Genomic DNA, 20,655 nt, shown 5'->3' on the forward strand with positions numbered 1-20,655 from the left:
GGGTTTGGGGGGGCCGTTGGCCCTTGACTGTTGGTTAAACATGGAGAGATCGGGATGGTATTTTCGTCCAATGTGTTCCTGTTTTTGTTCTTGCCGATCTTTCTCGGCATGTACTACTTGAGCGGGATTCGCTATCGCAACCTGCTGCTGCTGCTCGCCAGCTATGTGTTCTATGCCTGGTGGCGCGTGGACTTCCTTGCGCTGTTCGCCGCTGTCACGCTGTGGAACTACTGGATCGGCCTCAAAGTCGGTGCGGCAGGCGTTCGGACCAAACAGGCCCAACGCTGGTTGCTCCTGGGCGTGGCTGTCGACCTGTGCATTCTGGGCTACTTCAAGTACGCCAACTTCGGCGTCGACAGCATCAACGCGATGATGACGTCGGTCGGTCTGTCGCCGTTCATCCTGACCCACGTGCTGTTGCCGATCGGGATCTCGTTCTACATCTTCGAGTCCATCAGCTACATCATCGACGTCTACCGTGGTGACACCCCGGCGACCCGCAACCTGATCGACTTCGCTGCATTCGTCGCGATCTTCCCGCACTTGATTGCCGGCCCGGTGTTGCGTTTCCGCGACCTCGCCGACCAGTTCAACAACCGCACCCACACCCTCGACAAGTTCTCCGAAGGTGCCACGCGGTTCATGCAGGGCTTCATCAAGAAGGTCTTCATCGCCGACACCCTCGCGGTGGTGGCCGACCATTGCTTCGCCCTGCAAGCCCCGACCACGGGCGATGCCTGGCTCGGCGCCCTGGCCTACACCGCGCAACTGTATTTCGACTTCTCCGGCTACAGCGACATGGCCATCGGCCTGGGCTTGATGATGGGTTTCCGCTTCATGGAAAACTTCAAGCAGCCGTACATCAGCCAGTCGATCACCGAGTTCTGGCGGCGCTGGCACATCAGCCTGTCCACCTGGCTGCGTGACTACCTGTACATCACGCTGGGCGGTAACCGTAAAGGCACGCTGATGACCTATCGCAACCTGTTCCTGACCATGCTGCTCGGTGGTCTGTGGCACGGCGCGAACATCACCTACATCGTCTGGGGTGCGTGGCACGGCATGTGGCTGGCGATCGAGAAGGCCCTGGGCCTGAACACCTCGCCACGCAGTATCAACCCGATCCGCTGGGCACTGACTTTCCTGCTGGTGGTGATGGGCTGGGTGATCTTCCGCTCGGAAAACCTGCACGTCGCCGGCCGCATGTACCACGCGATGTTCAGCTTCGGCGAATGGTCGCTGTCAGAACTCAACCAGGCCAGCCTCACCGGCCTGCAAGTCGCGACCCTGGTCGTGGCTTACATGACCCTGGCGTTCTTCGGCATCCGTGATTTCTACACCAACCTGCCGCCAGAAAAGACCAAGCCAGTCGTGAATGTCGAGGCCGATGGCCCGGCGACCGCGACCCCTGGAATGATCAAAGCCGTACCGGGCGATAACCCGGGCAGCATCCATGAACCGGGCTACACCGTTGGCGTTGAAGCCACCGTGCAACCGGCCTACTGGACCGCTGACTGGTCGCGTTACGTGATGCGCACGCTGGTGCTGGTGTTGTTCATCGCCTCGATTTTCAAACTCTCGGCGCAAAGCTTCTCGCCGTTCCTTTACTTCCAGTTCTGAGGGATCTGACCATGACCCGCTCATTACGCATTCTCTACATCGCCCTGTTCCTGGTGACGCTGTTGGTCCTGGGCCTGTGGTCCACGCGCAGCTTCTTCGGTTTCAGCACCAGTGCCGAAACCACGGTGCTCAACGGCCGCTGGACCAAAGCCGTGGAGACGCACTACGACGCCGAGTTCCCGATCAAGCGCCTGGGCACCAACCTCTGGGCTGCGCTGGATTTCAAACTGTTCAACGAAGGTCGTCCGGGCGTGGTGCTCGGTCGCGACCAGTGGTTGTACAGCGATGAAGAGTTCAACCCGATCGTCAACGAAGAGCTGAACCTGCAAGGCAACTACGCGCTGGTCGAAGGCGTGCGCCAACAGTTGAAAGCCAAAGGCGTGAAACTGGTGATGGCGATCGTGCCGGCCAAGGTTCGCCTGTACCCGGAACACCTGGGTGAAGTAAAACCGGCGAGCATCCACGCCAATCTCTACCAGGACTTCCACGCTCGTGTGGCGGCCGACAAGATCCTCGCTCCCGACCTGCTCGGCCCGTTCAATCAGGCCAAGTTGAAGGGTGAGCAGGTGTTCCTGCGCACCGACACGCACTGGACCCCGGAAGGCGCGCAAGTCGCCGCCGAAACCCTGGCCAAGACCATTGCCGCGAAAACCCCGCTCAGCGGCGAACCACAAAAGTTCGTCACGACACCGGCGGAAAAAGTCACCCACAAGGGCGATCTGCGACTGTTCCTGCCGCTGGATCCGCTGTTCGAAAACCTGATGCCGGCCACCGAGCCGCTGCAGAAGCGCAACACCGTGGCGGCTGACGACCAGCCTGCCGCTGACGACGCCCTGTTCGCCAACAACGAAGTACCGGTGGCCCTGATTGGCACCAGCTACAGCGCCAACCCGAACTGGAACTTCGTCGGAGCGCTGAAGCAAGCGCTGAAGAGCGACGTGGTCAATTACGCCGAAGACGGCCATGGCCCGATTCTGCCGATGCTCAGCTACCTGAAAAGTGATGCTTTCAAGAACAGCCCGCCACAGGTGCTGATCTGGGAGTTTCCTGAACGTTATCTGCCTGTGAACAACGAAATCGGTGACGCCGACCCGCAGTGGGTCGCAGAGCTCAAAGAAGCTGGCGCTCGCCAACAAAACGTAGCCGCAAACACTAAATCCGAGACGCCCGACCGGGCGCAAAACTGAAAGAGAGAGGTACTACCATGACTTTCACTACTACTCCTCGCCGTCTCGCGAAGACTTTTGCTCTTGTTGCTGGCATGAGCGTCCTGTCGATGTCCGCCTTCGCTGGCGACGCCGCACTCTATGGCCCGACCGCACCGAAAGGCTCGTCCTTCGTCCGGGTCTACAACGCCGGTAATGCTGAAGTCAGCGCCACCGTCGGCACCACCAACCTGAGCGATGTTGCGCCACTGGCCAGCACCGACTTCAGCTTCATGCCGGGCGGCGACTACAGCGCCAAGGTCGGCAGCCAGACCCTGCCGGTCAAACTTGCCGGTGACCACTATTACACCCTGGTCAACAACGCCAGCGGCGCGCCACAACTGATCGAAGAGCCGCCGTTCAAGAACAAGCAGAAATCCCTGGTTCGCGTGCAGAACCTGAGCGACAAGGCCCTGACCCTGAAAACCGCTGACGGCAAGACCGAAGTGGTTCCGTCGGTCGCGGCCAAAGGCCGTGGCGAGCGCGAAATCAACCCGGTGAAAGTCAGCCTGGCCCTGTATGACGGCGCCACCAAAGTCGGCGAAGTGAAGCCGGTTGCCCTGGAACGCGGTGAAGCGGCCGTGCTGTACGTCACCGGCAAAGGCTCCAGCCTGTCGCCAGTCTGGGTAAAACGCCCGGTTTCGACGCGCTAATACATTTGTCAGAACGGTGATCCCTTTGTAGCAGCTGGCGAAGCCTGCGTCCGGCGGCAAAGCCGTCGCAAAACCGATGAATGCGGTCTTTCAGAGAGACCGCGTTGTCTGGATTGACGACGGCTCCGCCGCCGAACGCAGCCTCGCAGGCTCGGCAGCTGCTACAGGATCCGGTCTGACTACGGAATAAGAACAAGAGTGAAACGACAGAACGCAGTAGCTCTAACCAATCGATTTTAAGGAGTAACAACATGATTCCGGTAATCTTGTCAGGTGGTAGCGGCTCACGTCTTTGGCCGCTTTCGCGTAAACAGTTCCCTAAACAGTTCCTGGCCTTGACCGGCGAGCACACCCTGTTCCAGCAAACCCTGGAACGCCTGGTGTTCGAAGGCATGGACTCCCCGATCGTGGTCTGCAACAAGGACCACCGCTTCATCGTCAACGAGCAGTTGAACAACCGTAAGCTGGAAGTACAGCGCATCCTGATGGAACCGTTCGGTCGCAACACCGCACCGGCCGTGGCCCTGACCGCGATGATGCTGGTCAATGAAGGCCGCGACGAGTTGATGCTGGTGCTGCCGGCCGACCACGTGCTGGAAGATCAGAAAGCCCTGCAACGCGCCCTGGCCCTGGCCACTGTCGCTGCCGAAAACGGCGAAATGGTGCTGTTCGGCGTCCCGGCCACCAAACCGGAAACCGGTTACGGCTACATCAAGTCGACCAATGATTCGCTGCTGCCCGAAGGCGTCAGCCGCGTCTCGCATTTTGTCGAAAAACCAGACGTCAAACGCGCCACCGAATACGTTGAATCCGGCGGTTATTTCTGGAACAGCGGCATGTTCCTGTTCCGCGCCAGCCGCTTCCTCGAAGAGCTGAAAAAGCACGACCCGGACATCTACGACACCTGCCTGCTGACCCTTGAGCGCAGCGAGCAAGATGCCGACACCATCACCTTTGACGAAGCCACCTTCGCCTGCTGCCCGGACAACTCCATCGACTACGCGGTGATGGAAAAAACCCAGCGCGCCTGCGTCGTACCACTGACCGCTGGCTGGAGCGATGTCGGTTGCTGGGCGTCGCTGTGGGAAGTGAATGAAAAAGACGCCAATGGCAACGTGTCCAAGGGCGACGTGGTCATCCAGGACAGCAAGAACTGCATGATCCACGGCAACGGCAAACTGGTGTCGGTGATCGGCCTGGAAAACATCGTGGTCGTCGAAACCAAGGACGCCATGATGATCGCCCACAAGGACTCGGTCCAAGGCGTGAAACAAATGGTCAACACCCTCAACGAACAGGGCCGCAGCGAAACCCAGAACCACTGCGAAGTCTATCGTCCGTGGGGTTCCTACGACTCGGTGGACATGGGCGGCCGCTTCCAGGTCAAGCACATCTCGGTCAAGCCGGGCGCATGCCTGTCGTTGCAAATGCACCACCACCGCGCCGAACACTGGATCGTGGTCAGCGGCACCGCCGAAGTGACCTGCGACGAAAACGTGTTCCTGCTCTGCGAGAACCAGTCGACCTACATTCCAATCGCTTCGGTCCACCGTCTGCGCAACCCGGGCAAGATTCCACTCGAGATCATCGAAGTGCAATCGGGCAGCTACCTGGGTGAAGACGATATCGAGCGGTTTGAAGATATCTACGGTCGCTCCACCCCGATCGAGCGCGGCGTGTCGGTGAAAACCATCGCGCAGTAAGCGTTCAGCCCAATAAAAAGCCCTCGTCGAGCCCACTGCGTTTTCCCTATCCGCAGTGGGTTGGTCGGGGGCTTTTTTTTGCCAGGAGGGTTGATCGTTCCCACGCTCTGCGTGGGAATGCCTCAAGGGACGCTCCGCGTTCCAATGGGACGCGGAGCGTCCCGGGCTGCATTCCTTTGCTGCGCGTGGGAACGATCATGCCCATCGCCAACCTCCCCTACGCTTAGGTAGGATGACCTTTTATTTCCCCGAGGTTGTGCGACATGTTCATCGGCGTCCTGCTGGTCATCACCTGGCTGATCCTGTTGCTGCGCTACCCCGCCAAAGCCTTGCCGGTGTCCATCGCCGCGGCCGTTGGCCTGGGCCTGGTCGCCACCTGGGTGATCTGGATGGATAACCGCGAGGTCAAGCAACTGGCGCGCCTTGAGTTGCGCATTACCTACGCCCCGGAACACTGTCCCGCGGATCGCCCGTTGCAGCTGACCATGAACAACGGCAACGACGTGCCGCTGACCGAACTGCGCTGGCGCATTGCGGCCTACGCTCCGGGGGACACGGTGAACCTGGCCGACAATCAATACGCCGCCCCGCGCTATCGCGGCCCCGGTGAATTGCAGGCTGGCGCCAATTGGGAAGACTGTTTGCCATTGCCACCGCTGCGCCCCGGTTACCGCCCGCAAACCCTGGAGTTTCGCGCCGAGCGATTGCAAGGTAGTTTCTCCGACTGATCCCCCCACTTCTTTTGCACAAGGACCGCGCCATGCCCGTTGCGTTGATTACCGGTTGTTCCAGCGGCATCGGCCGCGCCCTGGCCGACGCCTTTAAAGCGGCCGGTTACCAAGTCTGGGCCAGCGCCCGCAAGGCTGAAGACGTCGCGGTTCTGGCTGCGGCCGGTTTCACGGCGGTGCAACTGGACGTCAACGATGGCGCGGCACTCGAACTGTTGAGCGAGCGAATCAACCAGCAACATGGCGGCCTCGATGTGCTGATCAACAATGCCGGTTACGGCGCCATGGGGCCGTTGCTCGACGGTGGCGTGCCGGCGATGCAGCGCCAGTTTGAAACCAATGTGTTTGCGGTGATCGGCGTCACCCGAGCGCTATTCCCGGTGTTGCGCCGGGCCAAGGGTCTGGTGGTGAATATCGGCAGTGTGTCCGGTGTTCTGGTCACGCCGTTCGCCGGCGCCTACTGCGCCTCGAAAGCCGCCGTGCATGCCCTGAGCGACGCGCTGCGCATGGAACTGGCGCCGTTCGGCATCCGCGTGATGGAAGTCCAGCCCGGCGCCATCGCCTCCAGCTTCGCCAAGAATGCCGGCCATGAAGCCGAGCAATTGATCACCGAACAATCGCCCTGGTGGCCGCTGCGCGAAGGCATCCGTGCACGGGCCAAGGCGTCGCAGGACAAACCCACGCCAACCCGTGAGTTTGCCGCTGAGTTGCTCAAAGCAGTGCAACAGAGCAAACCGCCACGGCTGATCCGCATCGGCAATGGCAGCCGGGCATTGCCGTTGCTGGCAACGTTGCTGCCCAAGGGCTTGCTGGAGTCGACCTTGATGAGGCGCTTCGGTTTGAATCGCCAACTCTGAGCGCGGCAAACCAGTCTGATCGCGCCAGACCGTCACGCTCATCATCAGACTGAGCAGCGCCATGGTGTTGTCCATGGCGCAACAACAACTCGATCACACCGCCGGTGCTGCCTCGATACAGGTTTGTATGCCCGGGTGCTTTGAGTAGAATGCGCGCACTTGAGACAAATCGACGCATTTACGCCGACTCAAACAGCATGGAATCGCTGGCATAAAACTGAAGCACGGATTGCTTTGCCTTCCCGCTCTTCCCCTGCCCGTTCCATGCGACCTCTATTCAATCGCAGATCAGGGAATATCCATTGAACGTTTTCAACGTGCTGCCACTGGCCTTTGTTGCCTTGTTGGCCGGCTGCAGCGCCAGCTCCGAACACACCACCAGCCAAGCGTCATCCCTCAACGACACGCTGCCCAAGTTGACCTTGCAAAGTGTGCTGCCGTCACCGTCCAGCAATAAACAGTGCAATGCGCAAATGGACAGCGACATTCTGTTCGGCCTCGGTTTTCAACTGTACGGCGATCAGGAATGGGACACCGCCAAAAGCTGCCTGGAACTGGCCGCGCCGAAACACCCTCGCGCCTTCTGCTATCTGTCGATGATCGCCGGCCAGGACGAAAGCAAAACCCCGGATCAACGCAACAGCGACGCTTTCAATTACATGGCCTATTCGGCGACGCAGAATGACTGGTGCGCAGAATACGGTCTGTATCAGGCCTACCAATACGGCAGCAGCGGAGCCAAGCAAGATCCTGCGCTGGCCAGCCGTTGGCTTGAGCGTTCTTCGGTGCATGGTTACCCCGAGGCTCAGAAGGAACTGATCGAGCAGTACGAAGAGCAAGGCAACCTGGTCGCCGCCTACGCCTGGACAAAGATCATGGCCAAGGCCGATGACACGACCGCTACCGATGCCCTGAAAACCAAGATGACCGCCGCGCAAATCGCCGACGGTGAGAAGCGTTACACCGAGCTCGCCGGCCAGGTCACCAGCAAAAAAGCCATGTTCGCCGAAGCGCGGGAAGAAGACGTCGGCCGTTACTCCGCCGAAATCTATCAAGACTATCCGGACACCTTCAAAGGCCTGTCGTCTGCCGAGCGCTACGACTACGTGAAGCAGTCGATGTACAAAGCCATTGACCTGCCGTTCACCAAAAGCCGTGGTCACGTGCTGAGCTATATCGTGATCAATCGCGCCGCTCAGCTGAAAAAACCTGACACGGATATCGCGAATGACCAGAGGATCGTCGCCCTCATGGAAGATGACGAGTTGTCGGTCGCTGAAACCATCGAGCATGGCCTGCTGGTGGTCAACAAGTTCTACAGGTAAACCGACACAGCGGTGGCGAGGGAGCTTGCTCTCTCGCTCCATGCTCGCTGTTACCTCATTGCGATCAGGGAATTTTCATTGAAATTGCTAAACGTACTGCCATGGATCATGACCAGCCTTTTGGTCGGCTGCGGAGCTTCACCGGATGAGACGCTGAACGCCACCCTGCCCAATCTCAGCCTCAAGGAGCTGTTGCCGCAAGCCGTCGCCAACGAGTATTGCAACCTCGACATGGACAGCGATCTGCTCTACGGCATCGGCTACCAGTTGTACAACGACAAAAAGCCCGAGCAAGCTCGCAGTTGCCTGATCATGGCCGCGCCCACCCACGAGCGAGCCTTGTGTTATCTGGCCAGCATCGCGGAACAGGACACGAGCAAGGACAGCCCCCAGCGCGACCGGGAAGCCTTCGGCTATATGGCGTATTCCGCAGTCAGAAATGACTCGTGCGCCGAGTTCGGCATGTTCCAGAGCTTTGCCTATGGCATGTACGGACAGACGCCGGACCTCGACCTCGGTATACGTTGGCTGGAACGCTCGGCACGCCATGGCGATCCGGATTCCCAGCAAACCCTGATTCGTATGCATACCAACAAAGCCAATCTGCCCGTGGCTTACAGTTGGGCCAGAGTTCTCGACGACACGGCAAAGATCGACTCGCTGAAACAACGAATGAACCCGCAGCAACTCAGCGAAGGCGAAAAAGGTTACGAGCAACTGAGCAAGAACGTGACCAGCAAGGACGAGGTGGGCAAGCAAGCGCGAGAGGAAAACATCGCGGTGTACTCGGCGAACATCCATCTGCAGTTCCCCGACACCTTCAAGGGATTGTCGCCGAAAGATCGCCATGCCTTTATGGGGAACGCACTGGCCGTGGCGAGTGCTCGTCCCGAGTTCAGCACCCGTGATCAGTTTTACGCGTATGTGATCATTTCACGACAGGCTCAGTTGCACAGCGCAAATGCCGACGTCCTGCAGAATCCGCAGGTCATGGCGCTGCTCAGTGACAAAGAACTGGACGTGGCTGATGCAGTGAAGAAGGCCGAAGTCATCCTCAGCCAGGCGCAACGGTAAGACGCCTTACCAACGAAGAGGCCCGGGGTCCAAACCCCAGCCCTTCATAAAATCAATAAACGCCCGCACCTTCAGCGGCAAATGCCGGGTGTCCGGGTACAACGCGTACACCCCTTGTGGCGCAAACCGGTGATCCGCCAACAAACGCCGTAACGTCCCTGCGTCCAGATCCTCCTGAATCAGCCATTGCGGCAATATCGCCACGCCTTGCCCGGTCAGCGCAAACGCCCGCAGCGTCGCCGAATTGTCGGCGACAATCGCGGTTCTACCCGGTTTGGGTTGGTACAGATGCTCGGTCCCGGCCGGGTCGGTCACCGTCAATTCCGGCACTCGCCCATGCCCCAGGGTCGGCAACGATTCCACGGCCGCCAGCGTATCGGCGGCTTCGAAACGCTCGATCAACCCCGGCGCCGCCACGGCAAAAATCTCGAACGTCGACAACTGCACTGCTCGCAGATTGGAGTCGTGCATGCGCCCCAGCCGGATCGCCACGTCGAAACGCTCGGAGATCAGGTCGGCGTGGGTCGAGGACGTGGACAGGTGAATGTTCAACTGCGGTTGTTGCTCGCGAAACACCTCCAGCGCTGGCACCACCTGGGCCAGGGCAAACTCCACGGTGGTGGTGATGCGCAAGGTGCCCTTGAGTTGCGAGTGCTCCGAACGGGCCTCTTCGATCGCCAGTCGCGCTTCGTCCAGGGTGCGCAGGCAGCGCCGATAAAACCGTTCGCCGGCGTCGGTCAGGGCCAATTGACGGGTGCTGCGGGTCAGCAACGTGACGCCCAGTTCCTCTTCCAGCCGCTTGAGATTGAAGCTCACCACGGCGCGGGTCTGGCCCAGGGTCTCGGCGGCAGCCGTCAACGACCCGGCCTCGACCACGGCTTTGAAGGTGTCGAAACGGTCCAGGCTAACCATGTGCGCGCCACTCCTTTGTCAAAATAATTTTGACAAACTAGCAGTCAAACCAGCGTTTTCCTAACCCCGCCAGCGCCCTACCCTGCACGTCTATTACAAGGAAGCTGCCATGGCCTATCGCTCGAAAGTCGCGCTGGTGTATTTGCTGGGGTTCGCCCTTGACCTGCTGAACATGTTCGTCGCCACCATCGCCTACCCCGACATCGCCCGGGAACTGCACGCCTCCGTCACCGAACTGGCGTGGATCGGCAACGCCTACATGCTCGGGCTGACGCTGATCATTCCGATGAGTGTGTGGCTGGCGGCGCGGGTCGGTGAGCGGCGGCTGATCCTCGCATCCTTGCTGTTGTTCGGCATCGCCTCGGGGTTGGTGGCCCAAGCCGGGTCGATTGAAAGCCTGATCGGCTGGCGATTGCTGCAAGGGCTCGGTGGCGGGTTGTTGCTCCCGGTCGGCCAGGCGTTGGCCTATCGACAGTTTCCCCCGGCCCAGCGTGCGCATTTCACCGGCGTGGTGTTGCTGGTGGCGTTGATGGTGCCGGCACTGTCGCCGGCGGCCGGTGGGTTGATCGTTCAGGCGTTGTCCTGGCGCTGGATTTTCTACCTGAATTTGCCGGTGGCGTTGCTCGCCTTCGGGCTCGGCCTGCTCTGGTTGAAACCCGAAAAAGCCTCTACCGAACGCCCGACACTGGACGTTCGTGGCCTGCTGCTCGCCGTCGCGGCCCTGAGTCTGTTGTTGATTGCCGTGAGCCTGTTGAGCGAGCCCGACACGCGCATTTTCGGCCTGCTCGGGCTGATCCTCAGCGCCGCTATGGCGGCGTTGTACCTGCGCGACGGCTGGCGCAAACCCGCGGCAATCCTCGACCTGCAACTGATCAAAAATCCATCACTGCGCCTGGCGATGCTGATCTACCTGTGTGTCCCCGGCATATTCACCGGTACTAACCTGATTGCCGTGTTGTACCTGCACGAGCTCGGTTTCGGCGCGGCGCAAATCGGTGCGCTGATGTTGCCGTGGGCGGCAGGCTCGGGGGTGGCGATCATGATGGGCAAACGCAGTTTCAATCGCATCGGCCCCAAGCCGTTGCTGATCAGCGGCATGCTGTTGCAATGCCTTGGCATTGTGCTGCTGATGCGCATCGAACAACCCGCCGGCCCACTGCTGATCGTTGCCTACGCCATGATGGGCCTGGGTGGCAGCCTGTGCAGCGTCACTGCGCAGACCTTGGCCTTTGTCGGCATAACGCCGGAAAAAATGGGCCACGCCAGTGCCCTGTGGAACATCAATCGCCAACTCGGTTTCTGCCTCGGCGCGGCGCTCTTGAGTTCATTGCTCGGCGCATTAGGCTCCCAAGGTTTCAACTATTGCTTCCTCGCCGCCGCACTGCTGACCGTAGTGCCGATGGCCGCCGTGCTGCGCTTCGACTCGACGAACGTGCTGACCCTGCTAACCTCACCTCCCCTTCAGGAAAAATCCGCATGACTGACTACACCGACTATTTTGACGAAGTGATCCAGGCCCACGTGGCGATTGAACAGTGGTTTGCCGTGGAGGAAAACGACGCCGCGCTAGCCCGATTGCTGGGGCGGTTTTCGCCACAGTTTTCCATGGTCTCACCGTTGGGTCGGGTGCTGGACCTGGAGGCGTTGAGTGCGCTGTTTCGGATGGCGGGCGGGAAGAAGAGCGGGTTCAGGATTGAGCTCAGCGAGCTGCGTGGGATTGCGCTACACGAACATGGCGCGACGGTGAGCTATCGCGAGCAGCAGACCGATGCGACGGGGTTGCATTCGGATCGGCGGTCTACGGTGGTGTTTGAAAAAGGACCATCGGGGCGGATAGTTTGGCGGCATTTGCAGGAGACGTTTTGTAGCGCGTGAGCCCCGATCTCTCCCACGCTCCGCGTGGTAGCGCGATGCCCGGGACGCTCTGCGTCCCAATCTGTGACGCGGAGCGTCACTGGATGCATTCCCACGCAGAGCGTGGGAATGATCTTCATTGATTCACTACTACCGTGCAGGTAATCCCCGCCGCCAACAGCACCCCCTCTGGCACTTCATCAATGTGAATCCGCACCGGCACCCGCTGCGCCAATCGCACCCAGTTGAACGTCGGGTTCACGTCCGCAATCAGCTCGCGACTCTCCGGGTTATCCCGGTCATAAATCCCGCGGGAAATACTCTCCACATGCCCCTTGAGCACTTCGCCGCTCATCAGTTGCATGTCGGCCTTATCGCCCACCCGCACGTGGGGCAATTTGGTTTCTTCGAAGAAGCCGTAGACCCAGAACGAGTTCATATCGACCACGGCCATTTTCGCTTCGCCGATGCGCGCGTAGTCGCCGCGATGGACGTTGAGGTTGGTGACGTAGCCGTCCACTGCCGCGCGCACGGCGGTGCGCTTGAGGTTCAGTTCGGCGGCTTCCAGTTGCGCCTGGGCGTGTTGGTAATCGGCCAGGGCCGAGTCGGCGATGTTGCTCGCGTCGTCGCGGTTTTCCTTGGAGATTACCAGCGCGTCCATGTCGGCGCGGCGGTGGGCGTTGACCTTGCGCATCTCCCAGGTGGCCTTGCGTGACGCCACCAATGACTGCGCCTGTTTTACCGCGATGCGGTAGTGCTCGGGGTCGATCTGCATCAGCAGGTCGCCCTTTTTCACCAGTTGGTTGTCGCGCACCGGCACGTCCACCACTTCGCCGGTGACGTCGGCGGCGACGTTGATGATGTCGGCGCGCACCCGGCCGTCGCGGGTCCATGGGGTGTCCATGTAATGCACCCACAGGGTCCGGCCGATCCATATGGCGAGGGCCAGCACCAACAGGGTGGCGAGCAGGCTGAACAGCTTTTTCATCAATGCGTACTCAACGGTAGACAGTCAGCGCCAGGGCGCCGAACAGACAGGTAAACAAACTCAGGCGCAGCAACGCCGGGTGCCAGAAGAAGCGGTACAAATCGAACCCGGACAGGAACCGGTCCAGCGCCCAGGCCAGTGCCGCGGCGATGAAAAACATCAGCGTCATGGTCGGCATGTACACGCCGTGGAAGGCGATTTCACGCGGCATGTTGAAGTCCTTTGGCATAAGCAGTGAGCGGTGATTGCGGGTCCAGCAATGACGTGCGGATAAAGTGCAGGTAGCTCTTCACCCGACGCAGCGCCGAGGTGTCGAAGTGCGGGGCGAACGGTTCGTCGGTGGCTTGCACACGACTGATCGCATGGTCCACGGCGATCAACCCGCGTTCGAGGTTGCTCTGGCTCGGTTGCAGGAACAGCCGCACCAGCGAACGCCCCATCACCCGGATCGCCTGGCGCCACGGCTGGGATTCGGCATAGGCCGGATGCACCGGCAGAATCGCCTGTTCCTTGCGCAACTCGATGATCGCGTGACCGACTTCCAGCACCACGAACATCCAGCGCAGCAAGTCCCGTTGCACTTGCGGTGAACCGACCGCCAAGCCGTAAGCCTGGTGCAGCAGATCCCGGGTGCGGCTTTCAAAACTCGAACCCAAGCCCTTGAGCTTGCCGCTGATCGCATACACCACTTGCTCGCGCAAATCCTGCTCCAGTCGCCGCCACAACCAGCGGCTGTTCGGCGGCAGGATGATCGCCCCGGCAGCGGCGCACACCAACATGCCGAGGACCATGGCGATGTAGTCGTTGATGAAGGTGTAGGGGTTGTAGACCGTGAGGTTGTCCGGCACCGAACCGGTGCTGAAGAAGATCAGCAACCCGAGTCCGACCCCGGCGTATTGCGGGCGTGAAGTGAGGAACGAGCCGAGCACGATCACCGGCGCGAGCATCACGCACAGCAACGGAAAACCGTCGATCCAGGGGAAGATAAAAAACATCTCGACGAAGCCGATCAATGCGCCGAGCAAGGTGCCGCAAGCCATCTGGAACGCCATGCGTTTCGGGTTCGGCGTCGCCGCCGAAAGGCCCACGGTGGCGGCCGCAATCAACGTCATCGTCGCCCCGCTCGGCCACGCGGTCGCGACCCAATAGCTGCCGAGCACCACCAGGATAAACGCCGCGCGAATGCCCGACGCTGCCGACGCCAACCAGTTGGTTTGCGGGGTGAACGGTTCATCCCACTGCTCGCGGGCGTGGCTGTGATCGGCCAGGGACGCGTGGGTCTGTGCATAACTGTGCAAATCGTCGACGAAGCGATAGAGCAATTCATACGCGGTGTGGAAATCCAGTTGCTCGGCGTCGCTCGGCTCGCTCTCCTGGAAGATCGCCCGCAGGCTGCGCACCCGCGCCGGCAAGCCTTCCTTGTACGCGGTCAACGCCGTGACCAGGCGTGCGGCATCGGCATTGGTCAGCGCTCGGCCACTGAAGCCGTCGAGCAATTCGGCGAGGTCCTGCAAACCGGGTTTGATTGCCGCCACCACGTGATCCGCCTCGCTGCTGCGCAAGCGTTCGAGCAATTGGTGCAAGGCGTTGAAGCGGGTGGTGATGCTCATGAACTCGCTGTTCAAGCGGCTGAGCCGACCATTGCGCCGACGCATGTGCGGGTCTTCGAACACCGTGACGCTGCGCAAGCCTTCCAGGCCCACGGCTTCGGCGATGAAGCGCACGTTGCTGGCTTCAAAAGCCTCGCGTTTGCTGCGACCGCGCAAGCCGTCGGTGACGAACAAGGCGAACACGCCGAAGCGCTGATACAAGGCGTTGCGCATCGCGGCGCTGGCGGTTTGCGGCAGGATCGCGGCGCTGATCACGGTCGAGCAGATTATTCCCAGGGAGATTTCCAGCACCCGCCAGACTGCCGCCATGAACGCGCCATCGGGGTGAGCCAATGCCGGCAAGCCGACCATCGCTGCGGTGTAGCCGGCGAGGACAAAACCGTAGGCGCGGAAGTTGCGATAGCGCGCGGCGCCAGCGGTGCACAGGCCGACCCAGATCGCCAGCGAGCCGAGGAACAGTTCGGTGTTTTGCGCGAACAAGGCGATCAGCAACACCATCACCGCCGACCCGGCGAGCGTGCCGAGGAAGCGATAGAAACTCTTCGCCAGCACATGACCGCTTTGCGGCTGCATGACGATGAACACGGTGATCATCGCCGTGCGCGGTTGCGGCAGCTCCAGGCGCATGGCCAGCCACAGGGTCAGGAACGCGGCGAGCAGCACTTTGAAAATGTAGACCCAGGTCACGCCGTCACTGCGTGCCCAGTCGTAGAAACCCCGGCGCCATTCGAGGGAGTAGAGCCAGCGCAGAGGTGCGGGCAAGGGAGTCATCAGATCCTGCTCAATGAAATTCGGTCGAGGCTCGAAACCTGCCTGTAGGAGCATGGCTTGCCCGCGACGGCGATTTCATGGGCGCCATCGCGAGCAAGCTTTGCTCCTACAGGTGTGGTTTTCACTTAAGAAGCGCCGGGGTTTTCGGTGCGGCCGTCTGGCTGTCTGTCGGCACATCGCTACCGGCACCGAGCCCACCACCCAGCGCCGTTACCAACTCCGCATGCGCACTCAACCGCGCCGCCTGAACCTGCTGCTGCACTTGCTGCTGCTTGAACAACAAGGTCTGGGCATTCAGCACATTGAGGTAATCCGTGAGCCCGCGCTGGTAGGCGATCATCGCGATGTCGTAGGTCTTCTGCGCCGTGGCCACCGACTCGGCGGCGAACACTTGCTGCTTATCCATGGACTCGCGGCGGATCAGTTGATCGGAGATATTTTTCAGCGCATTCACCAGCGTCTGGTTGTACTTGGCCACGGCGATGTCGTACCCGGCAGACGCTTCACCCAATTCCGAGCGCAAGCGGCCGCCATCGAAAATCGGCAGCGAGATCGCCGGGCCGACGCTGTAGTTGAGTTTCTTGCCGGTCAGGAACTCCAGCGCCCCGCCGCCCGTGGCCATGTAGCCGAGGCTGCCGACCAGGTCGACGTTGGGGTAGAAACCAGCATGGGCAACATCAATGCCGCGGGCCTGGGCTGCGACTTGCCAACGGGCGGCGACCACGTCCGGGCGCTGACCGAGCAATTGCGCGGGCAGCGACGATGGCAGTTTCAGTGCGGCACCCAGCGACAGAGTCGGTCGCTGCAACTGCGCGCCCTCCCCTGGACCTTTGCCTGCCAAAGCGGCGAGTTGGTTGCGGCTCAGGGCGATTTCTTCGTCGAGCGCATCGATCTGTCGATGGGTTTCCGGCAATGGGGTTTCGGCCTGGCTGACTTCGAAATGGGTGCCGATGCCGCCGTTCAGACGTTTTTGTGCGAGGTCGAGAATCTGCTGTTGCTGCTTCAGCGTCGCGGCGACGATGTCCCGTTGCGCGTAATGCAGCGAGAGTTCGATATAGGCGCGCACGATGTTGTTCTGCAATTCGAGTTGGGCCAGCCGTGCTTCCGCCGCCGTCATGTGCGCCATGTCCACAGCGCGCTCGGTGGCGTTGCTTTCGCGGCCCCAAAGGTCGAGGGCGTAGCTGAAGCCCAGCGCGGCATTGTTGTCCCAAGTGGTGGTGTTGGACAGTTCGCCGGGGCCGTAGAACTGATCGGTCGGCCAGTTGTGGCGCTTGAGGGTCGATTCGCCATTGATCTGCAACGACTCGGCAGCCTCGGCGATGCCGGCCATGGACCGGGCCTGACGCACCCGCGCGGCGGCCATGGCCATGGTCGGGCTGCCTTGTACGGCGAGGTCGATCCAGCGGTCCAGTTGCGGGTCGCGATAGGCCTGCCACCATTGCGCGGTGGGCCAGTGAGCGTCCTGTGCAGCGTTCTGGATGGCGTCGTCGGTGGCCAGGGAATCGGCCTCCAGCGCTTTGCCTTGCGGGGCAATGCCTGCGGTACCGATGCAGCCGCTGATTGCCAGGGTTAAAGCCAAAACACTGAGCGTCTTGAGCGCTCTGTTGATGCGACGCGGCACTGCTGAAAATTCCTGAGGTGGGGAGTTATTCCTGCGAGGAGCAATTCTAGGGGTGGGCCTTGTTGGCGATAAGCTGGGATTCCTGTGAATCTTTGTTACCGTTACTGCGATAATCCCTTGGTCGGGGTCTCAGACCCTGAAACTTCGTGTCACAATTTGCCATCGAACCCGAGAGCACCCCATGGACACTTTGCAAAACATGCGCGCCTTCAGTTACGTGGCCGAGGCCGGCAGCTTCACCGCCGCCGCCGTGCAACTGGACACCACCACGGCTAACGTCTCGCGCGCGGTCTCCAACCTGGAAGCCCACCTGCAAACCCGTCTGCTCAACCGCACCACCCGCCGCATCGCCCTGACCGAGGCCGGCAAGCGCTATCTATTACGCTGCGAGCAGATCCTGGCCTACGTCGAAGAAGCCGAAGCCGAAGCCAGCGACGCCCACGCCCGTCCGGCCGGGCAGCTGAAAGTGCACACCATGACCGGCATCGGCCAGCACTTCGTCATTGATGCGATCGCCCGCTACCGCAAGACCCACCCGGACGTGACCTTCGACCTGACCATGGCCAACCGCGTGCCGGACTTGCTGGACGAGGGCTACGACGTGTCCATCGTGCTCGCCAGCGAACTGCCGGACTCGGGCTTCGTTTCCCAGCGCCTGGGCATCACCTACAGCATCGTTTGCGCCTCCCCCGCATACGTGAAAGCCAACGGCTGCGCACACAAGCCCAGCGACTTGCTCAACCACGCGTGCCTGCGCCTGGTGAGCCCGGTGATCCCGCTGGAGAAATGGACCTTCGACGGCCCGGATGGCCAGGAAATGGTCACCATTAGTAGCTCGCCGTTTCTGGTCAACTCCGCCGACGCGATGAAAACCGCCATCATCAGCGGCATGGGCCTGGGCGTGCTGCCGGTGTATGCGGCGATTGAAGGCTTGCGCAATGGCTCGCTGGTGCGGGTGATGCCGAACTACCGCTCGCAGGAGTTAAATCTGTACGCAATCTACCCGTCGCGGCAGTACCTGGATGCGAAGATCAAGACCTGGGTCGAGTACCTGCGCGGGTCGCTGCCGGAGATATTGGCCGCGCATCAGGCGGAGTTGGCGGCGTATGAATTAAGCGGGAGTCTGGGTGGGGCGCGGTTGGCGAATTGAATGTCTATTACGTTGTTAGCTGATCGTTCCCACGCTCCGCGTTCGGCTCCGGAAGGGACGCGGAACGTCCCGGGCTGCATTCCCACGCAGAGCGTGGGAACGATCGTCAATGCCTGATCCCCTTGTAGGAGCCTACAGACAGTCTTACAAATTTCGAATATTTGAGGATGTTTCCGACGTGTTTTGACGGTTGGTGTGTGGGAAGGGAGATGGGTAGGCTTTGGGGGTCGCTGACGCATCAGTGACCGGGTCTGGAAAACCCGAATCGGCTCTCAACCTCTGCACATGGCATACTGCGGCGCTTTTTTCTGCACGCAATGTTATGGCGGCTGTGCGCGGGAGACCTTCGGGTCTGCCGGGTTTGGTTGGGATTGACCGGTTTTTCCAGTCCGCGCACGGCTGCCACCCCTCGTCTGGAAAACGGAAGTGGCAGCTCCATTGATCCCAACATGGAGTAACGAACTTATGTTCAAGCCCACACCGAATCCCCCTCACACCCCCAGCCACCTGTTCCAGGTCGCCCCCAACGCCACCACCGAAACCCTGATGGTCTACGCCAGCGAATCCCTCGCCTCGGCCAGCGTCATGACCAGTGACTTTGCCGGATTCCTCGAAGGCACCCACCGCAACACCATGCTCGGCATCCAGCAAGTCATCATGCTGGCCGAACTGTCGGTGAACCGAGCGCTGGACAACCTCGATCCGCAGGACTGACCTGAACTGATCGCACTGATCGGATCGTTCCCACGCTCTGCGTGGGAATGCAGCCCGGGACGCTCCGCGTCCCATACAGAGCCACTCAGAGCATGGGAACGATCTTCGGGACCTCGCCTAACGCCCAAAAAGAATGTTAGCGTGCTTGGCATTCACCACCGCCCGCCGAGCCGCTTCCCATGAAAAAAACCGTCCTCGCCTTCAGCCGTGTCACCCCCGAAATGATCGAGCGTTTGAAACAGGATTTCGACGTGATCGTGCCGAACCCGAAAAACGGCGACATCAACGCCCAGTTCAACGAAGCCCTGCCCCACGCCCATGGCTTGATTGGTGTCGGTCGCAAACTCGGTCGCGCGCAACTGGAAAACGCGGCCAAACTGGAAGTGGTGTCCAGCGTCTCGGTGGGTTACGACAACTATGACGTCGCCTATTTCAACGAACGCGGGATCATGCTGACCAACACCCCGGACGTGCTCACCGAAAGCACTGCCGATCTGGCGTTCGCTTTGCTCATGAGCAGCGCCCGGCGCGTCGCTGAACTGGATGCCTGGACCAAGGCCGGCCAGTGGCAAGCGACCGTCGGCGCACCGCTGTTCGGCTGCGATGTGCATGGCAAGACGTTGGGCATTGTCGGCATGGGCAATATCGGCGCGGCCATTGCCCGCCGTGGCCGGTTGGGTTTCAACATGCCGATTATCTACAGCGGCAACAGCCGCAAGACCGAGCTGGAGCAGGAACTCGGTGCGCAGTTCCGCAGCCTCGATCAGTTGCTGGCGGAAGCGGATTTCGTCTGCCTGGTGGTGCCGCTCAGCGAGAAGACCAAACACCTGATCAGCCACCGCGAATTGGCCCTGATGAAGCCGAGCGCAATACTGGTGAACATCGCTCGCGGCCCGGTGGTGGATGAACCGGCGCTGATCGAGGCGCTGCAAACCAAGCGGATTCGCGGCGCGGGCCTGGATGTCTACGAGAAAGAACCGCTGGCCGAATCGCCATTGTTTCAGCTTAAAAACGCCGTGACCTTGCCGCACATCGGCTCCGCCACCGACGAAACCCGAGAAGCCATGGCCAATCGTGCCCTGGCCAACTTGCGCAGCGCCTTGCTCGGTGAGCGGCCGCAAGACCTGGTGAACCCGCAGGTCTGGAAAGGCTGAAAAAAACGGGCAGGTGTATTCAGCACCTGCCCGCTTTTTATTAACGTTCAATTGTCGCGGTGGACAACTAAAGGTTGATACACACCTTGACATTCAGTCCGCCGCCAAAATATCAATCCACCCTATAGACTCCGCACTATTGACTCGACTAACACGAGTTCTGGCTACGGAGAGCCCCCATTGAACCAACTAACCACTGACCAACTTACCCGCTACAGCAAATTCATTCTCATGGCATTCTTCAGCTTTTTCGGACTGCTGGTGATGTATAGCAACTTCACCGACTACAGCAGCAACTACGAATATGTCGGACACATCCTGAGCATGGACACTACCCGGGAAAATACCAACATCACCGACCGCGCCATTACCTCGCCGATGCTTCATCACCGAATCTACTGGATCATCATCACGCTGGAGGTTATGTATACCGTCTGCTGCCTGATCGGCACTTATCAATTACTTAAAAACATCAACGCTTCAGCGGACGCTTTCCATGAAGCCAAGAAGTTATCCATCGTCGGACTGCTGATTGCGATTTTCATCTATTACGTCTGTTTGCAAGTTGTCGGTGTTGAATGGTTCAACATGGACGAATCACAAACCTGGAATGCCAAGGATTGGGCTCGGCACATCGTCGATTTTATTCTTCCCTTGTTGATTTTCGTGGTGCTGAAGATCGAGCGCTGAAGATGTTTGCGCCCGATCTTCATATT

At 60.3% G+C, this 20,655-nt stretch carries 19 protein-coding genes; 14 read left to right on the plus strand and 5 right to left on the minus strand.

The genetic code is table 11. The features are described from left to right. Positions 1 to 54: 54 nt before the first annotated feature. From HKK53_RS15335 to HKK53_RS15370, 8 genes are all read left to right on the plus strand, one after another. The gene (locus tag HKK53_RS15335; protein WP_169371517.1) at positions 55 to 1,620 is read left to right on the plus strand and encodes an MBOAT family O-acyltransferase; all 1,566 of its coding nucleotides are present in this window, start codon (positions 55 to 57) and stop codon (positions 1,618 to 1,620) included. Between the two features lie 11 nt (positions 1,621 to 1,631). Beyond that, entirely contained in the window at positions 1,632 to 2,807 is a 1,176-nt protein-coding gene (locus HKK53_RS15340; RefSeq protein ID WP_169371518.1) for an alginate O-acetyltransferase, read from the plus strand. A gap of 17 nt (positions 2,808 to 2,824) precedes the next feature. Further along, positions 2,825 to 3,478, plus strand: a complete 654-nt coding sequence (locus HKK53_RS15345) for an alginate O-acetyltransferase AlgF (protein ID WP_169371519.1) — start codon at positions 2,825 to 2,827, stop codon at positions 3,476 to 3,478. A gap of 251 nt (positions 3,479 to 3,729) precedes the next feature. Further along, on the plus strand, positions 3,730 to 5,181 hold the full coding sequence (locus tag HKK53_RS15350; RefSeq protein WP_169371520.1) for a mannose-1-phosphate guanylyltransferase/mannose-6-phosphate isomerase: 1,452 nt from the start codon (positions 3,730 to 3,732) through the stop codon (positions 5,179 to 5,181). Positions 5,182 to 5,444: 263 nt separating this feature from the next. Next, positions 5,445 to 5,909, plus strand: coding sequence for a multidrug transporter (locus HKK53_RS15355; RefSeq protein ID WP_169371521.1), 465 nt, complete (start codon positions 5,445 to 5,447; stop codon positions 5,907 to 5,909). Between the two features lie 32 nt (positions 5,910 to 5,941). Then, complete coding sequence (locus tag HKK53_RS15360; RefSeq protein ID WP_169371522.1) at positions 5,942 to 6,766, plus strand: SDR family oxidoreductase; 825 nt, start codon at positions 5,942 to 5,944, stop codon at positions 6,764 to 6,766. A 302-nt stretch (positions 6,767 to 7,068) separates the two neighbouring features. Beyond that, the gene (locus HKK53_RS15365; protein ID WP_169371523.1) at positions 7,069 to 8,091 is read left to right on the plus strand and encodes a sel1 repeat family protein; all 1,023 of its coding nucleotides are present in this window, start codon (positions 7,069 to 7,071) and stop codon (positions 8,089 to 8,091) included. A gap of 78 nt (positions 8,092 to 8,169) precedes the next feature. Beyond that, the gene (locus HKK53_RS15370; RefSeq protein WP_178117455.1) at positions 8,170 to 9,165 is read left to right on the plus strand and encodes a hypothetical protein; all 996 of its coding nucleotides are present in this window, start codon (positions 8,170 to 8,172) and stop codon (positions 9,163 to 9,165) included. A 6-nt stretch (positions 9,166 to 9,171) separates the two neighbouring features. Here the strand turns inward: HKK53_RS15370 and HKK53_RS15375 are convergent, their stop codons facing one another. Further along, positions 9,172 to 10,077: a LysR family transcriptional regulator gene (locus HKK53_RS15375; RefSeq protein WP_169371524.1), complete on the minus strand. Its 906-nt coding sequence runs from the start codon at positions 10,075 to 10,077 to the stop codon at positions 9,172 to 9,174. Between the two features lie 109 nt (positions 10,078 to 10,186). On the opposite strand from HKK53_RS15375, the gene HKK53_RS15380 reads away from it, so the two are divergent. Further along, positions 10,187 to 11,557 (plus strand): MFS transporter, encoded by a 1,371-nt coding sequence (locus tag HKK53_RS15380; RefSeq protein ID WP_169371525.1) that lies wholly within the window; start codon positions 10,187 to 10,189, stop codon positions 11,555 to 11,557. Continuing rightward, positions 11,554 to 11,952 carry a DUF4440 domain-containing protein gene (locus tag HKK53_RS15385; RefSeq protein WP_169371526.1) on the plus strand — a complete coding sequence of 133 codons (399 nt, stop codon included), beginning with the start codon at positions 11,554 to 11,556 and terminating at the stop codon, positions 11,950 to 11,952. Before HKK53_RS15380 ends, HKK53_RS15385 begins: the two co-directional genes overlap by 4 nt. 115 nt (positions 11,953 to 12,067) lie before the next feature. Here the strand turns inward: HKK53_RS15385 and HKK53_RS15390 are convergent, their stop codons facing one another. From HKK53_RS15390 to HKK53_RS15405, 4 genes are all read right to left on the minus strand, one after another. Beyond that, positions 12,068 to 12,919: an efflux RND transporter periplasmic adaptor subunit gene (locus tag HKK53_RS15390; protein ID WP_169371527.1), complete on the minus strand. Its 852-nt coding sequence runs from the start codon at positions 12,917 to 12,919 to the stop codon at positions 12,068 to 12,070. Between the two features lie 10 nt (positions 12,920 to 12,929). Beyond that, the gene (locus HKK53_RS15395; RefSeq protein WP_007896379.1) at positions 12,930 to 13,130 is read right to left on the minus strand and encodes a DUF1656 domain-containing protein; all 201 of its coding nucleotides are present in this window, start codon (positions 13,128 to 13,130) and stop codon (positions 12,930 to 12,932) included. Beyond that, positions 13,120 to 15,300, minus strand: a complete 2,181-nt coding sequence (locus tag HKK53_RS15400; RefSeq protein WP_169371528.1) for an FUSC family protein — start codon at positions 15,298 to 15,300, stop codon at positions 13,120 to 13,122. The genes HKK53_RS15395 and HKK53_RS15400 overlap by 11 nt, the downstream gene beginning before the upstream one ends. A 121-nt stretch (positions 15,301 to 15,421) precedes the next feature. Next, positions 15,422 to 16,921, minus strand: a complete 1,500-nt coding sequence (locus HKK53_RS15405; RefSeq protein WP_169371529.1) for an efflux transporter outer membrane subunit — start codon at positions 16,919 to 16,921, stop codon at positions 15,422 to 15,424. 181 nt (positions 16,922 to 17,102) lie between these two features. Here HKK53_RS15405 and HKK53_RS15410 point away from each other — a divergent pair, with 181 nt between their 5' ends. The 4 genes from HKK53_RS15410 to HKK53_RS15425 all read left to right on the plus strand — a co-directional run bounded on the left by HKK53_RS15410 (position 17,103) and on the right by HKK53_RS15425 (position 20,629). Then, the gene (locus HKK53_RS15410) at positions 17,103 to 18,071 is read left to right on the plus strand and encodes a LysR family transcriptional regulator (protein WP_169371530.1); all 969 of its coding nucleotides are present in this window, start codon (positions 17,103 to 17,105) and stop codon (positions 18,069 to 18,071) included. Between the two features lie 465 nt (positions 18,072 to 18,536). Continuing rightward, positions 18,537 to 18,785, plus strand: a complete 249-nt coding sequence (locus tag HKK53_RS15415) for a DUF6124 family protein (protein WP_169371531.1) — start codon at positions 18,537 to 18,539, stop codon at positions 18,783 to 18,785. A 179-nt stretch (positions 18,786 to 18,964) separates the two neighbouring features. Then, entirely contained in the window at positions 18,965 to 19,939 is a 975-nt protein-coding gene (locus HKK53_RS15420; RefSeq protein WP_169371532.1) for a 2-hydroxyacid dehydrogenase, read from the plus strand. A gap of 180 nt (positions 19,940 to 20,119) precedes the next feature. After that, a complete protein-coding gene (locus HKK53_RS15425; RefSeq protein ID WP_169371533.1) occupies positions 20,120 to 20,629 on the plus strand; it encodes a DUF2165 family protein in 510 nt (169 codons plus the stop codon). Positions 20,630 to 20,655 lie beyond the last annotated feature (26 nt).

Origin of the sequence: Pseudomonas sp. ADAK7, assembly GCF_012935675.1 — a bacterium.
Taxonomy (GTDB): Bacteria; Pseudomonadota; Gammaproteobacteria; order Pseudomonadales; family Pseudomonadaceae; genus Aquipseudomonas.